Raw genomic sequence first — 15,293 nt, 5'->3', positions numbered from 1 at the left:
GCTCACCGTGACGAGATCCGAGCCACGACCTGGGCCACCTGGTCGGGGCACGCGTGCGGCGCGTCGTGCGGCGCGTCGAGCTCGGAGTACCGCCACGCGGCGGAGTCCCTGGCGGCCGCGGCGAACCCCCCGGTCAGGCCGAGCGAGGCGCTGCCGGTGCAGTACACGTAGTGCCTGCGCGCCCGGATCCGATCGGCGTCGACCGGGTCGTGCAGGGTGCCCGCCGGGTGGGCCGTCATCCGCTCGGCCACCTCCCCGGCGAGCGGGCTGCCCGGACCGAGCAGGTCATCGGGGGTGAACAGCCACGGGATCGAGTGCGGGGTGTTCGCCCTGGTCATGGCCGCCGCGGCGGCCGCGACGAAGCCGGGTCCGAGCACGTCGGCGCAGCTCTGGCCGTGCTCGGGGACCAGGGCGTCGAGGTAGACCAGGTCGCCGACCCGCTCCGGTCGCCGGTTCGCGGCGCCGGTGATGGGCAGGCCGCCGTAGGAGTGGCCGAGCAGGACCGCGTCGCGCAGGTCGTGATCGTCCAAGAGGCGGACCAGGTCGTCGATGTGGGTACCCATGGTGATGTCCTCGGGTGGCTCGTGAGCGCGCTCACCCAAGCCCGCGAGGGTGGGCGTGAAGACCCGCGAACCCGGTCGAGCTCGGTGCAGGTGCGCCACGACCGACGTCCAGCACCACGCGCCACCCCAGCCCCCGTGTACCAGAACCACGTCTCTCATCGTCAGGAACTTTCCGCCGGCGCGCGGTGGTGTCAATCCGCTTCTCGTGCGATCCGCCCGCCCATTTCGCGGGTTGTCGAACAATGCGCGACCGGCAAACAGACCTTTTCGAGAACATCTCTTGGGGAGTTCATGGGACAGTGCCGCCGATCACCGGCGGCGGAAGAATTCGATCTCGCCGAGGGCGATGTGGTTGCCGCCGCCGAGGCCGCTCGCGGCGCGGATCTCCAGGCTGACCTCGACGACGTCGGAGACGCCGAGGTCGGTGCGCTGGGGGCCCGGTTCGTCGGCCAGGGTGATGGACCTGGTGGTGGTCGAGCCGTCGGAGCCGGTGGTGGTGAGGGTCAACGCGGTGGGGCGGGCCTGCTCGGCGAAGCGGTCCCGCTCGGCGGTGGGACCGGTGTGGATCACGACCGAGAGCAGGCGGAACGGTTCGGCGAAGGTGAAGGTCGCCTTGGCGCCGGGTGCGGGGGTGCCCCAGTAGCGGTTGGAGAGGCCGTCGGCGGCGGACTTGGCGGGGTGGTCGGGGAGTTCGGCTGTCGCGGTGACGGCGCGCGGTGCGATGGGCGCCGGTGTCGCCATGCGGTCCCGGATGTCCTGGATGGCCTCGTCGAGCTTGGGGTACAGGACGATGCCGACGACCACCAGCGCGATGATCACCAGCAGGGCGACTAGGGCGCGCAACCACCTGGACCGATCTCCGTGCCAGGACCAGCGGCGGCGCTTGGCTTCGGTGGCAGCAGCGGCGCCGGGGGACAGGGCAGTGGCGCAGCGGCGGCAGAACCGGCGGTCGGGCGGGTTCGGCGTCCCGCAGTGGGGGCAGGGCGGACCGTCCACGGTGTCGGCGGAGACGGCGGTCGCGGTGGGGCGGGGGGCTACGGGCCTGGCGGGCAGCACCGGCGCTGTGTCCACCGACCGGGGTTCCTCCGCGGGCGGATCGGGCTCCTCCAGGGCGGGTTCGGGTGCTGGTTCAGCGGGTTCTGGTGGGCTGGGTGCCTGTTGGGCTGACCACCCGAGGTAGGTGCCGCAGTTGCCGCAGAAGTCGTCGGTGTCGTTGGCGGTGGTCCCGCACACCGGGCAGGGACGGGTGCTCATCGCGAGTCCGGAGGCTCAGCGAGGACGTCAACCCGCGGTGTGAGGTGCAACGGGCAATGCGCCGCGACCACAGCGGCGACCTGGTCACCGTCCACCGGCCCCCGATCCGGCCACACCCGCACCACCAACTCCGGCGCCGCCCCGGGAAGCCCCGCGTCCGGCTCGACCGACCAGGCCACCCCGGGCCCGTCCTCGATCGCCACCCCGACGCCCAACGCCAACCGCAACCTGCTGGCCAGCCCCGCAGCCGTACCCCGGTCCCTGTGCAGTCCCACCGCCCGCCGCACCAGCTCCCGCCGAACCGCCTCCGGCCACCTGGGGTCCGTCCGCTCCGCCACCCAGGACGACAGCCAGACGAGAAAGTCCTCGGGGGTCAGGGCCGGATCGAGGTACTCGGCCAGGTTGTCCAAGGTGGACAGAACCGAGGACAGCACGTCGTCGAGCCCGGAAGTGAACCGCTGAGCGAAGTCATCGGCCGCGTACAAGGCAGGGAGCAGCTCACCGATGGGATGAGTACTGGGCACCTGCGGCAACGCCGCCCGGCTCACGGCGCACCCACCACGGTCACTTGGTGCTGGTGGGAGAACGGGACCGCGCGGTTGGCTCGTTCGATCCGACCGCGAGGGGCCCCGGTCGCTGGGTTGGCGGTGAACCGCAGGGCGCCCTCCACCGTGTCCACTCCCGGCCCACTCTCCATGGTGGTGAGTTGGGCGTTCGGCAACGCCTCCCGGCTCACGGTGCGCCCACCACCGTCACCTGGTGCTGGTGGGAGAACACCAGCGCGTCCGGCGTGAGCTCCACCCGTTCCACGCGCCCACCCCGGGCCCCGGTCAGCGGATTCGCCGGGAACAGCAGGATCTCCTCCACCACACCCACCCCCGCAACCCTCTGCAGCACAGCGAAAACCTCCCCGTACTGCACCGCCCGCCCGAACTCCCACCCAACACCCTCCGCCCCGCCCGTCAGCGGGTTGAGGTATCCGTGCAAGGCATCCTGCGCGGCGATCCGCACGCGGTCGACGTCGGCGTCGGCCGCGATCAAGCGGGCCACGACGGTGACGCCCTGGTAGCGGGGTGGGGTGACGATCGCTCTGGTGCCCAGTAGGCGTCGGGAGTCGAGTCCTCGGGCCACTGTGGACAGTACTTCGTCGGTAGGGATCAATTGTTCGATCCGCAGGTGTTCGCCGTGGCCAGTGGTGGCTGAGGGGACGATGAGGATTCGGGCCGCGCCGGGTTCGTCGGCGGAGGGCAGGCACCGCACTCGGGCCAAGGACGGCGCCGCCTGGTGGGCGATGCGTTCGTAGTCGGACGCGGTCACGGCTCGGTCCTGGACGCGGAGTTGGTGTGGGGCACGTTCCCTGGCCTCGGCCACGGTCTCGCCGTCAACGCCGCCTCGGGCCGCTTCCCGGTTCACCACCGACGAGATGTAGGGCACCGAACTGCGCAGCACCGTGATCGAGCCGCGAGCCACGTTGCCCGCGCGGCCACCGCCGGTGCGGTACCGCTCCACCAGGATCGCGGAACCCTTGGGCGGCACGGCGCCGTAGTGGCGCAGGCCGCCGTCGGGTTCGCGGACGGCGGGCGGGAACCGCACTTCGCCGAGCGTCGCGTCGAGCGTGACGTGACGATCATCCGGTTGAGAGGCGCCGAAGTGGTCGACCACGGTCCACCGCTGCCAGCCGTCGCCGTCGGAGACGAGCACCGTGATGGGGTCGCCGTCGGTCAGCACCGGGGTTCTCGGCAGCGTGAACCGTTGGCCGGGAACACCTTGGGACTGCCCGAGCGGCACATCAGGCACAGCCTCGGCGTGTTCGACGATGGTCGTGCCGCCGATGGTGAAGGCCTCGGCGACGCGCACCGTGGGCGACTCGGCGTAGAACGGCTGCCCGTGCTCGGGTTCGGTCACGCGGCAGCGCACCCACCCCGCCCGCCTGCTCGACACCACCGACTCCGTGTGCGACGCGGGTAGGTGCAGCACGACCTCACCGGGACGGTTGAGGCCGCCGGTGCTGTCCTCATCCGTCTCGCACGCGGTCCACCCGTGCCCGTCCCACGCCTCCCACACCAGCGGCGGTTGGCGCGGGTCCACGCCGATGCCCTCGACCCGGCTGTCCAGCCGCAGCACCACCACGCACCTCGGCGCCGCCGCCGAAAGCCCGAACAGGGTCGCGTCGCCCACCACCGGGGTCGCCTGGAAGCACGGCACGTCCTGACCGGCGGCGATGTCCTTGCTGCGGTCGGCGTGCTCGCCCGCCGCGGTGCGGGTGACCAGCGCGGTCAGCTCGCACGGCACGATCGGCAGCGGCTCGGTCGTGGCGAACACCACGGCCTCGGTGGTTTCCGCGCGCGCTGTCGCCACCTCGGTCCCTGTAGGCAGCAGCACCACCTCCTCCTGCGGCGCCGACAACCAGAACGTCACCGCCGCCGTGGCCGCGGTCGGCGGGAACAGGCGCACGTCGAGCAGGTCGAGGAACGCCAGGTAGTTGCGCTCGGGGACCCGGTTGAGCCGGTAGACGAGCTGGTCGACCATCTGCGCGAAGGTTTCGATCAGCGTGACCCCGGGGTCGGAGACGTTGTGGTCTGTCCACTCGGGACACCGGCTGTGCACGTACCGCTTCGCCTCGTCGACGAGCTGCTGGAACCGGCGGTCGTCCAGGTTGGGTGCGGGCAGCGCCATCAGTCCGCCTCGCCGTCTGGTTCGCCGTCGGAGGGGATCGTGTAGAAGGGGAACACCAGGTTGCGCTGGTCGTTGGTGGCGCGCAGGGTGTAGTGGATCGAGATGTGCAGGGTGCCCGCTTCGACCGGGTCGAAGTCGACGTCGACCGCCGTGACCTCGATCCTGGGTTCCCACCGGTCGAGCGCGACGCGCACCTCGCGGGCGATGTGGCCCGCGGTCGCCCCGTCGGTCGAGGCGAACACGTGGTCGTGGATGCCGCAGCCGAACTCGGGGCGCATCGGCCGCTCCCCGGGCGCGGTGCCCAGGACCAGCCAGATGGCCTCCTCGACCTCCTGGTCGCGTTCGACCATGCCGATCCCGCCGGTCGGGCCGACCCGCATCGGGAAGCCCCAGCCGCGGCCGATGAAGTCCGCGCGCACCTTCACCCTCCGATTCGGACGGTCAGCGCGCCGGAGACGATGTTCGCCCCGCACGCGGTCTTGTCGCCGACCCTGGCCGCCACCAGCCCGCCGATGAGCACCCGACCCAGCCTCGGCTGGATCACGTTCGCCGGTCCGAGCGCGATGTGCGGCGGGATCACGCACACGTGCGTGCTCCCGATGACCGCGGCGGGCTTGCCCTCGATCAACACGGTCGCGACCCTGGCCGCGGCCATCGGCGGCGGCGGACCGACCGTGCCACCGTGGCTGGTCTTGTCCCCCAGGCGAGCGGCGAACAACATCGGATTCTTCCTTCGGTAGAGCCGGTGTGGGTACGGCTGGTGCGCCGCTTCTAGTTGATCCGGACCGTGAGGCCCTTGAGCACGGCTTCCGTGCCGCCGCTGACCGACGCCGAGGTGCCGCCGGTGACCGTGGCGGACGTCGTGGCGTCGACCGACACCGTCCGTCCTTTGAGGACCAAGGCGCCGCGTTTGGCGTCGACGGTGATGCCCCGGTCGTCCAGGCGCAGCGAGCTGAGGATCCGACCGCCCCCGCGACCGCGGACCCGCACGTCGATCCGGCCGGTCTTCTCGTCCAGCACGACCTCCAAGCGCTTGTCGCCACTGGCGATCCGCACCCCCGAGCGGGCGGTGCCGTCGAGCAGTTCCAGCCGGTTGCCGGTGCGCGAGACCAAAGACCGCCGGTTGAGCTTGCCGGTCTTGCGGTCGACCAGCGGCACGTCGTGCGGGGACGGCTTGTCCACCCCGTTGTAGAGCCCGCCCAGCACGTATGGCCGGTCGAGGCTGCCCTGCTCGAACCCGACCAGCACCTCGTCGTTGACCTCCGGGCTGAACACGCCACCGCCGCGGATCCCGCCCAGCTGCACGGTCCGCACCCAGTCGGTGACGTAGTTGTCGTCGAGCCACGGGAACTTCAGCCGCACCCCGCCGCGCTCGGTCGGGTCCTTGATGTCGGTGACCACCCCGATCGCCAACCCAGGCATCCTCGGCGAGCGCGCGGGCGCGTTCGCCCCCGCCACCAGCCCCGACAGCGACCGGTCGGCCGAGGCGCTGACCGTGACCGTGGTGCGGTAGCCGGTCCCCGGCTCCAGAACGTGGCGCACGGCGGTGGCGGTGTACCGGCCGGTGAAGGCCGGGCCCGCGCTGCCCAGCGCCACCGGCACCCCGGCCCGCAGCTTGGGGTTGCCCTCGGCGACCGCCTCGATCTCCCCGAAGCCCGCAGCGGTCGAGGCAGCGACCCCGCGCGCGACGGCAGCGGTCTCCGCCTGCGTCCCGTACGGGGTGTCGGCGACCAGCAGCCGTGCCCTGGGCCCGAACTTCAGCGACGGGGCCAGCCCCGGTGCCACAGTCCGGCTCGTCACCGCGGGCTCCACCGCCACCAGTGCCTTCTTCGTCTTGACGTCCCACGCCCGCACCTCGACCGCGCTGACCTGCTCGGCGCTGGTCAGAGTCGCGTGCAGGGCCATCAGGTTGGCGCCGTGCTGCAGCACCAGCGGGTCGCGCGACGCTGGCGTGCTCGGCGCGGGCGCTTTGCTCGCAGGCTCGGGTTTCGTCAGCTGCAGCACGCCCTTGTCGTCGACCTGCAGCACAACGCCGTGGTCGTAAGCCAGCTGCGAGAGGAAGTCCCAATCGGACACCCCGGCCTGGCTGAGCTGCGGGTAGGTGACCGGCGACAGCTCGACCCGACCCACGGTCAAACCCGCCGCCTTGGCCACCTTCCGCACGATGTCGGCGGCGGTCATGTTGCGGAACGCCTCGACCTTGCGGCCCCGGAACAGCCGGTGCGCCTTGCTCATCGCGTGGACCACGGTGAACGAGCCGGTCGAGTCGGCGTCGAGTTCCAGCGCGGTCACCTCGCCGATGAACAGCAACTCCTGGGCGGTGCCGCGCGCGGTGGCCACCGACACCCGCAGCGGGGTGCCGATCGTGATGCCCGTGGCGGTGAGGAACTCGTGGTCGCCGTCGCGGTAGGTCAGCACGGCCGCGTCGGGCAGGCCGACGCTCTCGTCCACCACGCAGCTGACCAGCTGCCGGTCCCACACCGGCGGCAGCGGCCCCGGCGCGGCCACGATCGGGTCGGCGGCGAAAGATCGACTGCTCACGCGAGCACCTCCAGGTCCCCGGTCACCTCGGCCGCCCCGGGCAGCAGCAACTCCCGCCCGACCGGCAGCACCATCGGGTCGTCGATGTCGTTGGCCTCGGCGATCGGCCGCCACAGCGTCGCGTCCCCGTACTCCTGCCACGCCAACTGCGGCAGGCTGTCCCCGGCGACCACCCGGTGCGACCGGCGCGCCCCCGGCGACCCCGAGGTCGGGTTCTGCCCCGGGGTGTCCACCCCGGCCTCCTCGATCGAGAGCGCGCAGGTGGCCCGCAGCGGCTTGCCGTCCACGTCGAACAGGGCGTAGTCGACCGACAGGTTCGCCAGCACACCGTCGAACGCGGTCGTCTTCGCCGTGCCCCACTCGAACCGCACCCACGGGCTGGCGGGCTTCTTGCGGGCCAGGCTCTGCTTGGTCGGCACGCACGCGACCATCAGCTTCTCCACCCGGTCCTCCACCGAGTTGTCGTGCGTGGCGGTCGAGTCCAGGAAGATCTCCACCGACAGCGTCCTCGGCCCGCTGCCCACGAACTCCGGCAACGACGCCTGCCCGGCCATCCGCGACGGCTTGCGCCGCCACTCGATGCTCTTGGCCAGCGCCAGGGTGTTGGGGTTGAACTGGAACGGCACGCTGGCCAGCCGCGCCCCCGGCTTCGCGCCCACCTTCGCGGGCGGCTCCATGATCACCAGCCGGGCCCTGGCCAGGCTCTGCTTCGCCATCTCGACCCCTCCTCGTCGCCCGCCTCAGGAGGCGAGCAGCCCCTCGTGCGCGAACTCGAGCGTCTCCACCGCGGCCTGCGAATCCGCCGGGTCGAACGACGGCCCCGCCCACCGCACCGGCACGATCCCCTGCACCTGCCACCGCGTGATCGGCGTCCCGTCCGGCGCCAGCGCCACGATCTCCCCGCTCTTGCGCTCCACCCGGCGCACCACCTCGTTGAGCCAGCGCACCACCTTCGCCGAATCCGCCGTCACCGGCCGGGTCATGGTGATGTTCGACCAGGTGATCCGCGAGGGCAGCTGCCAGGTGAACCCGTTGTTGCCGCCCTCGGTGAACTGCTCGACCTCCATCTGCGCGCCCAACCCCTGGCAGGTGTGGAACGCCCCGAGGTCGTTGCCGCCGATGGTCAGCTGGAAGAACACGGTGGTCGCGAAAACGGTGCTGGTCATGGGTTTTCCTCTCAGCGGCGGTGGTCGTTGCGGCGCCCGGCCCGCTCCCGGCCGTGGCGCAACTCAGCGCGCATCAGCCGCAAGAGCGGGTCGAGGAGGCCACGGGCCACCTCTTCCAGGTCCTGCTGGGGCGTCCGGTCCGCCCGGGGCTTCTTGGCCGGGACCGAACGACGCTGGACCGGCGCGGGCTTGGCTGGGGCAGGCGGCGGCTTCTCCGGTGCGGAGGCACGAGCCGTCGGCACGGGGTTGCGCCGAACCGCGGGTTGCTCCGCCTTGACCTGCTGGACAACCGCAGGCCGCTCAACCGCACTGGGAGGCGCCTGGATCACCGGCTGGACCAACCGACTCTCCCGCCCGAGAGTCGGCTTACCCGCGCGCTGGATCTGCGGCGCCAATGGCTGCACGCGGACCCGCAGCAAGCTCTTGGGCGGAGGCTCACTGGCCTCGGTGTCGGCGGGGTGGCTTGACGCGCCGAGGAGGGGAGTCGCCACAGGGAGCCGCTGGACCGGGGCGTTCGGGGAGGGTCCGGGGCGCGGGGGGCCGAGGTGAGGGCGGGTCGCGCGCGGGCTGGGGGCAGGCAGGGCGGTGGCGGCCTGTGCGGATGTGGAGGTGGGCGGGCCGATGGCGGGTCGAGAGGGAGCGGCGGCCGAGTTGGTGATGAGCGGGGCTTGGGCGGGCTGAGAGGTGGTGGCTCGAGTGGGGGTGGTTGGGGCTGCGGAGTCGGTGGCGAGCGCGGCTGGCTGAGGAGTGGCGGCTTGAGCAGGGGTGGGGGGAGCTGCGGGGGTGGTGTGGGCCATGGAGTTGGGGATGTGCGAACTGTGGGCGGGCCGAGGGGTGGCGGCTTGAGCGGAGGTCGTGAGAGGTGTTGTGGGCGTGGTGGTTGGGGCTGTCGAGTTGGTGATGAGCGGAGCTTGAGCGGGCCGAGGAGTGGCGGTTCGAGTGGGGGTGGTGGGAGGTGCTGCGGGAGCGGTGGTTGGGGCTGCGGAGTTGGTGATGAGCGGAGCTTGAGCGACTGGAGCGGGGGCGGTGGGAGGTTGTGCGGGGGTAGTGGTGTGGGCGACCAGAGGGGTGCTTGCCGGAGCAGGGGTGATGGGGGAGGCGGCGGCGATGGGGGGAGTGATGGCAGTGGGAGTGGCGATGAGTGCAGCGGTGGCGGCCGACAGTGGGGTGGTGGTCTGGGAAGCCGGGGCTGCGAGGGCGGTCACGAGTGCGGTGGTGGCGCCAGGTGCGGCGACCCGGCCGGGGGTGGTGACCGCCGGAGTGGCGGGGGCCGTTGCCCGGGCGACAGGGGTTGGCGGGGTGGCGACTTGAGCCGGGTTGGCGATCGCGGGTGCGATCGGGGTGGTGGCGAGTGCGGTGGTGGCGTTGGGTGCTGCGGCCGGAGGAGCTGTGGGGGCGGTGGTGAGTGCAGCGGTGGCGGCGTGCTGCGGAGTGGCCTTGGGCGTGGTGGCCCGGGCGGGGGTGGTGATTGGGGGCGTGGCCCGGGTGGCGGGGGCTGGCGTAGTGGTCCGGGCCGGGATGGTGCTTGCGGGAGTAGCCGGGGAAGTGGTGCCAGCTGGCCGTGGGGTGACGTTGGGCGCGGTGGTCCGGGTGGCGGTCGGGGGGCTGACTGGAGAAGCGGTGGGGGTGGTGCGGGGCATGGCGGACGGAGGGGCGGTGAGGGGGGTGGGGGCAGTGGCCCGAGCTACGGCGGCCGCCGGGGTGGCGGTCGTAGGTGTGGCTAGAGAAGCGGTGGGGGTGGTGAGTGCAGGGGTGGCACCCAGCGGCGGGGTGGTGATTGGGAGCGCGGCGGATGGAGGGGCGGCGAGGGGAGTGGGGGACGGGGCGGTGGCCCGAGCCACGGCAGTCGCCGGGGTGGCGGCGGCTGGGGTCGCTGTCGAGGGAGCGGGAGCGGCCAGGCCGCCGGTGATCGGCCTAGTGGCGGCGCGACTGGTGGTGGCCGGGGAAGTGGGGGTGGTGAATGGGGGTGCCGTAGGCGGGGTGGCTACCGACGAAGCAGCTGTGGCCGTGGGGGCGGTGGCCGTGGTGGCCGGAGGTGGGGTTGTGGCCGGGGGAAGGGGAGTGGCCGCCGGGGAAGGGACGGCGTTGGGAGGCTTGAACGCCGCGACGGCGGTCGGAGGTGGGGTGAGCGGGGACGTGGTGGTGTGTGGAGCGGTGGCGGCCGGGGGTGTGGCAGCCGGAGCGGTACGGCGTTGAGCCAGGGTGCGCTTGGGCGCCGGTTTCGTGGCGGGTGCCGCGTTGGGCGCTGGGGTGTCGATAGCCGAGGTGGGTGTGGGCGGCTGGAGGAGCGTGGCGTTTGGCGGGGAGGCGGTGTGGGACTCGTCGGTGTCTGAGGTGCGCGGGAGTGCTGGGCTCCGCGAGTGGTCTGCGGAGGTGCCGAGTGCCGATGACTGGTGAACCACGGTCCCGGTCGAGGCGAGCTGTGGGTTGGTGCGCTGGGAGGCGTCGCTGGTTCCTGGGCGGTGAGTGGCAATGGTGGGTGCCCGCTGTACCGCAGGTTCCGTTGGTGTGGCGCGCAGGAGTGGGCCGGGGGCGGTGGTTTCCGGTCGTGGTGGCCGGACGACCCCGTGCACCACACCCGAGGGGGCCGATGCCGATACCGAGTGCGCCATTTCGCCCACCTGGGACGGGTCGTGCCAGGACGAGAGGGTTGATCTGAAGGCCAGGCCGTCCGAGACCGCGATGTCGTCTCGGGTCGACACCGGGGTGAGCGGGGCGACCGCCCGCCAGCCGCCGTCCCACGCGGGGCGGGTGGTCTTGGGCTGGGGCCTGCGGAAACGGTCCCAGATGGACACCCCGCTCACCCCCCTTCGTTGATCCTGGTGTTGATCCGGCTGATCTCGCGCACCCAGCCCGAACGCTCGGCGTGGGTCAGGTCGAGGATTTCCCCGCGCGGCCAGTGGAAGTGGTAGGCCACGTACGCGACCTCTTCGAGCAGCCGGTCGGGCGCGTACGTCACGATTCCCCCAGGCGCCCACCCGCGAGGTCGACGTCGAAGGTGCTGCCGCAGGTGGGGCAGGCCACGCCGGCCCTGGTGTGGCCCTCGCTGTTGATCCGGCGGTAGAAGTCCTGCAGGAACGCGATGTCGGTGGCGTACATCTGCTCCACCACGCCCGCGTGCACGTCCGACACCGAGCCGAGTTCGGTGATCACCTGGCTGAGCAGCACCACGCTCAGGTACGCCGGGTTCTCCTTGACCCGCAGGTCGATCAGCGGCCGCAGCTCGTCGCGGGCGGTGGCCAGCCGCATCCGGCCCTCGCGGTGGGTGGCGCCGTTCTGGTCGACGTAGCCGCGGGGCAGTTCGAAGGCGAACTCGGTGTGCGCCGACGGGTCCGCCGACCGGGCCTTGCCCTTCTTCCCGGTGACCTCGACCAGCTCGTCGAGGTCACCGAGGCTGACCGTGCGGCGCCTCATTCGACCTCGATGTCCTCGAAGGTGATGGTGACCTTCTCCACCGCGGCGGTGGACTCGCCCGCCTTGAGCGAGGGGCCCTCCCACTTGCTGGCCCACCCGTTCATCAGCTGCATCCGGCGCACCGTGGTGCCCTCGCTGTCCTTGACCTCGATGGTGATGTTCTGCCGCGCCGAGGCCACCGCGCCCTTGTTGAGCGTCTCCTTGAGCCACTTGGTGAACTCGCTGGACTGGTCCAAGCCGCGGGTCAGCGTGATCTCGCCGCCCTTGCGCGCGCCGGGTTGCTTGCGCAGCAGCGGTTTGCCCTGCGGGGTCACCTGGGACACCTCGACGACGTCCTCCTCGACGACCAGGCCGCTCACCTCCTGCAGCGACTCGACCTCGTACCCGCCCAACTGCACGCCGAAGACGTGTGTGGACAGCGCGTCGCCCTCTGCCATGTCCTAGCCCTCCCTATTCGCTGACGAGACTGGTGCTGTCGGAGAACTGCGCCAGCCGGAACACCACGAACTCCGCCGGTTTCACCGGTGCGACACCGATCTCGCACACGACCTGCCCGAGGTCGATGGACTCCTGGGGGTTGTTGTCCCGGTCGCACTTGACGTAGAACGCCTCCTCCGCGGTCCGCCCGAACAGCGCGCCCCGGCGCCACTGCTCGGTGAGGAACGCCGTGATGTTGCGCCGGATGCTCGACCAGAGCCGGTCGTCGTTGGGCTCGAACACCACCCACTGGGTGCCGAGCAGGATCGACTCCTCCAGGTAGTTGAACAGCCTGCGCACGTTGAGGTAGCGCCACGCCGGGTCCGACGAGAGGGTGCGGGCGCCCCAGATCCGGATGCCGCGCCCGGGGAAGGCGCGCACGCAGTTGACGCCGACCGGGTTGAGCAGGTCCTGCTCGCCCTTGCTCAGCGACAGCTCCAGGTCGACGGCGCCGCGGATGACCTCGTTCGCCGGTGCCTTGTGCACGCCGCGTTCGACGTCGTTGCGCGCCCAGACCCCCGAGATGTGGCCGGACGGCGGCACGATGGTGTTGCGGCCCGCGGCGGGGTCGAACACCTTGATCCACGGGTAGTACAGGGCGGCGTGCTTGGAGTCGTAGCCCGCCGTCTCCTGGCGCCAGCCGCGGACCTGCTGCGCGGACAGGCCGGGCGGGGTGTCGAGCACCGCGACCCGGTCGCCCATCTGCTCGCAGTGCGAGATCACCGCGAGCTGCACCGTCTTGACGCCCTCCAGGTCGATGGTGCCGCGCTGGTAGGCGCCCATCAGGTCGGGCACGGCCACCATGGTGACCTCGTCGATCGACTCCAGGCCGCCGAACCCGGTGCGCGCCTCGGCGTCGCCGATGTACTCGCCAGCGTCGACAGCGGTCGACTCCGCGGGCTTGTCCGGCGCGGCCAGGGTGATCGACTGCCGGTCGGGCTTGCTCAGCGAGGTGCCCGGCTGCTCGGTGACGGTGATCAGCTTGGACCGCTCGCCGACCTGGGTGACGACGTAGTTCTTGACGTTCTTGCGGGTCGACACGTCGTAGGTCTCGGCGACCCTGGTGCCCTGGCGCACCAGCAGCTTGAACCGGTCCTCCGGCGGGTTCTCCCCGTCGGCGTCGACGATCTCGACCGAGATGTCGGGCCCGGCGTCGGCCTTGGGCGCCACGAGCAGACCACCGAGGGTGACCGGGATCGGCGCGGGCGGCACGGCGTCGGGGGCGGGCCCGCCGACGCGCACGACGTAGGCCGAGCCGCCGCCGTTGGTGAAGTAGCCGTAGACGGCGTGCGGGAGGTAGGCGCCCTCGGCGAAGCCGCCGAACAGCTGCGCGTACTGGTTCCAGCTCGTCACCAGGGTTGGCCGGTGGAAGGGGCCCCGCTCGGCGAAACCGACGAAGGCGGCGACCGCGGTGCCGACGCCCTCGATCGGTCGCGCACCGGACTGGACCTCCTCCACGTACACGCCTGGGGAGAGGTACTGCGGCATGGTCGCTCCTCATCTCGGATCTGGTGCCTGGGAACAACAGTGGCGCGGGTGCCGGGTGGTGCGGCAGGTCCGCCGGACTCCCGCGCGGGGCACAGCGTCTGCCCTCGCGGTCAGGTGCGGGAGAGATCCCTGGCCACGAGCAGGCCGAACTCGTTCCACAGCGCGGCGAGCACGCGTTGCACGGCCTCGTTCTCCGACATCGGCTGCTGCCCGTTGTCGAGGTGCCCGTTGACGAAGTCGCGCAGGCCCGCCCTGGTCCTCGGCGTGGCGGGCAGGGTGAACGAGAACGGGCCGTCGCCCTGGGCCGCGCCCCTGGCCGGTGGGGCGGCGCCGTGGTGCTGGTAGGCGCCGCCGTCGTAGTTGCTGTCCGGTCCGTACGCGACGCCGGAGCTGATCACACCGACCGCGCGGCCGCCGGATTCCTGACCGACGAACGTCTTGGCGTTGGGGGAGCTGGACAGCAGGTAGATGAAGTTGTTGTCGGGCTCGCCTTCGGTGTCGGGCAGTCCGATGCCCCGCCCGGCGCCGGGCCGCACGCCCTGGTCGTGGATGCCGGGGATGTTGCGCCCGCTGGTCATGTGCAGGTGGATGTCGATGCCGGTGGGCAGCGCGCCCGCCGACTGGAACCGGCCGCGCAGGGTGGACAGCGGCACCTGGGTCTCGGGGCTGCTGTCCTCGGACTCCTCACCTTGCGGCTGCCGGGAGGCGCCCCCGATGGCCATGGGTACGGCCATCGGGATCGGCGCGGCGGGGGTCGGCGCGGCGACCGGGCCCTGCCGCAGAGTGCGGATCTCGCTGCGCTCCGTGGTGATCAGCTGCCGCAGCGCGGCGACGATGGCGCGTTTGTTGCGGGCCTGACCGGTGAGGTTGATGGTGGTCGCCGCACCCTGGTTGTCCTCCCAGGCGTTGAGGGTGGCGTCGAGCCGGTCCAGGACCTGGGCGCGCTGGTCGACCTGGGTGTCGTCGAGGATGGAGATGTACAGGCGCACGGCCTGGACGATCGGCGGCCAGTAAGAGCGCAGGCCCATGCCCGCCTCGGTGGTGAGCGCGTCGCGGACGGAGTCGGAGTGCCGCCAGTCGCGCGGTGACCGCTGCACCGGTCCGGCGGCCGCCTGTCCGTGCGCTGCGTGATCGTGGCCTGCGTGGTCGTGGCCTGAGTGGTCCGAGTGCTCGGGCGCAGGGCCGGACATGGCCTGGGTGGCGACCGCTTCGGCTGCCCGTTCGAACCGGTCGCCAGGGTCGCTGAGGGCAACGCCGGTGCCGGTGTCGGTCGCCGAGACCGGCCCTTCGCGCTGCTGCACCACGTGCCACAGCTCGTGCGCGAGGGTGTGGTCGTCCGACCCGCCCCGGCCGAGGACGACGTGTTCGCCGGAGGTGTAGGCGCGGGCCCCGATCTCGTCGGCCGAGCGGGCGGCGGCGGTGTCGTTGTGCACGCGGACGGAGGAGAAGTCGGCGCCTAGCCGGGATTCCATGTCGGCGCGCTTCCCGGCGTCGAGCGGGCGGCCGGAGCCGCCGAGCACGTCGTGCACGGTGTTGGGCTCTGCTGTGTCCTCTTCGGACTCTGACAGCAGTCGCGCCACAGCGGCGTTGCCCATCGACCGTTGCAGCTGTCGCGTTGTTCGCGCCGCTGGTCCGGTCTCGTCGGGTTGGGCCGCGCGGCGCGGTGCCGCCCGCCGCTCGGGCCGGTCGTGCTCGTGGTCGTGCATGGTGCCTC

The 15,293-nt window shown here is 71.9% G+C and carries 15 protein-coding genes; all 15 read right to left on the bottom strand.

Annotation, left to right across the window (positions count from 1 at the left end; genetic code table 11):
• Nucleotides 1–2: 2 nt before the first annotated feature.
• On the bottom strand, nucleotides 3–722 hold the full coding sequence (locus JOD54_RS25380; RefSeq protein WP_204453848.1) for an alpha/beta hydrolase: 720 nt from the start codon (nucleotides 720–722) through the stop codon (nucleotides 3–5).
• A gap of 150 nt (nucleotides 723–872) precedes the next feature.
• Complete coding sequence (locus JOD54_RS25375) at nucleotides 873–1,817, bottom strand: NADase-type glycan-binding domain-containing protein (RefSeq protein WP_204453846.1); 945 nt, start codon at nucleotides 1,815–1,817, stop codon at nucleotides 873–875.
• Nucleotides 1,814–2,365: a phage tail protein gene (locus JOD54_RS35310; RefSeq protein ID WP_204453844.1), complete on the bottom strand. Its 552-nt coding sequence runs from the start codon at nucleotides 2,363–2,365 to the stop codon at nucleotides 1,814–1,816. Before JOD54_RS35310 ends, JOD54_RS25375 begins: the two co-directional genes overlap by 4 nt.
• 184 nt (nucleotides 2,366–2,549) lie before the next feature.
• Nucleotides 2,550–4,493 carry a putative baseplate assembly protein gene (locus JOD54_RS25365; protein WP_204453841.1) on the bottom strand — a complete coding sequence of 648 codons (1,944 nt, stop codon included), beginning with the start codon at nucleotides 4,491–4,493 and terminating at the stop codon, nucleotides 2,550–2,552.
• Nucleotides 4,493–4,912 carry a GPW/gp25 family protein gene (locus JOD54_RS25360; protein ID WP_204456582.1) on the bottom strand — a complete coding sequence of 140 codons (420 nt, stop codon included), beginning with the start codon at nucleotides 4,910–4,912 and terminating at the stop codon, nucleotides 4,493–4,495. The genes JOD54_RS25365 and JOD54_RS25360 overlap by 1 nt, the downstream gene beginning before the upstream one ends.
• 2 nt (nucleotides 4,913–4,914) lie before the next feature.
• Complete coding sequence (locus tag JOD54_RS25355) at nucleotides 4,915–5,214, bottom strand: PAAR domain-containing protein (protein WP_204453839.1); 300 nt, start codon at nucleotides 5,212–5,214, stop codon at nucleotides 4,915–4,917.
• A 50-nt stretch (nucleotides 5,215–5,264) separates the two neighbouring features.
• On the bottom strand, nucleotides 5,265–7,034 hold the full coding sequence (locus tag JOD54_RS25350) for a VgrG-related protein (protein WP_204453837.1): 1,770 nt from the start codon (nucleotides 7,032–7,034) through the stop codon (nucleotides 5,265–5,267).
• Entirely contained in the window at nucleotides 7,031–7,750 is a 720-nt protein-coding gene (locus tag JOD54_RS25345) for a CIS tube protein (protein WP_204453835.1), read from the bottom strand. The genes JOD54_RS25350 and JOD54_RS25345 overlap by 4 nt, the downstream gene beginning before the upstream one ends.
• Nucleotides 7,751–7,774: 24 nt before the next feature.
• On the bottom strand, nucleotides 7,775–8,200 hold the full coding sequence (locus JOD54_RS25340) for a phage tail protein (protein WP_204453833.1): 426 nt from the start codon (nucleotides 8,198–8,200) through the stop codon (nucleotides 7,775–7,777).
• 11 nt (nucleotides 8,201–8,211) lie between these two features.
• Nucleotides 8,212–8,691 carry a hypothetical protein gene (locus JOD54_RS25335; RefSeq protein WP_204453831.1) on the bottom strand — a complete coding sequence of 160 codons (480 nt, stop codon included), beginning with the start codon at nucleotides 8,689–8,691 and terminating at the stop codon, nucleotides 8,212–8,214.
• A 2,309-nt stretch (nucleotides 8,692–11,000) separates the two neighbouring features.
• Nucleotides 11,001–11,159 (bottom strand): DUF6760 family protein, encoded by a 159-nt coding sequence (locus JOD54_RS25330; protein WP_204453829.1) that lies wholly within the window; start codon nucleotides 11,157–11,159, stop codon nucleotides 11,001–11,003.
• Complete coding sequence (locus JOD54_RS25325) at nucleotides 11,156–11,614, bottom strand: phage tail assembly protein (protein ID WP_204453827.1); 459 nt, start codon at nucleotides 11,612–11,614, stop codon at nucleotides 11,156–11,158. Before JOD54_RS25325 ends, JOD54_RS25330 begins: the two co-directional genes overlap by 4 nt.
• Entirely contained in the window at nucleotides 11,611–12,051 is a 441-nt protein-coding gene (locus JOD54_RS25320) for a phage tail protein (protein WP_204453824.1), read from the bottom strand. Before JOD54_RS25320 ends, JOD54_RS25325 begins: the two co-directional genes overlap by 4 nt.
• Before the next feature lie 13 nt (nucleotides 12,052–12,064).
• Nucleotides 12,065–13,579, bottom strand: coding sequence for a phage tail sheath family protein (locus tag JOD54_RS25315; RefSeq protein WP_204453822.1), 1,515 nt, complete (start codon nucleotides 13,577–13,579; stop codon nucleotides 12,065–12,067).
• 110 nt (nucleotides 13,580–13,689) lie between these two features.
• Nucleotides 13,690–15,285, bottom strand: coding sequence for an eCIS core domain-containing protein (locus tag JOD54_RS25310; protein ID WP_204453820.1), 1,596 nt, complete (start codon nucleotides 15,283–15,285; stop codon nucleotides 13,690–13,692).
• Nucleotides 15,286–15,293 lie beyond the last annotated feature (8 nt).

Source organism: Actinokineospora baliensis, assembly GCF_016907695.1.
GTDB lineage: Bacteria > Actinomycetota > Actinomycetes > Mycobacteriales > Pseudonocardiaceae > Actinokineospora > Actinokineospora baliensis.
Note: the sequence above shows the minus strand (reverse complement) of the source record. Positions and strands in the feature narration are given on the sequence as shown.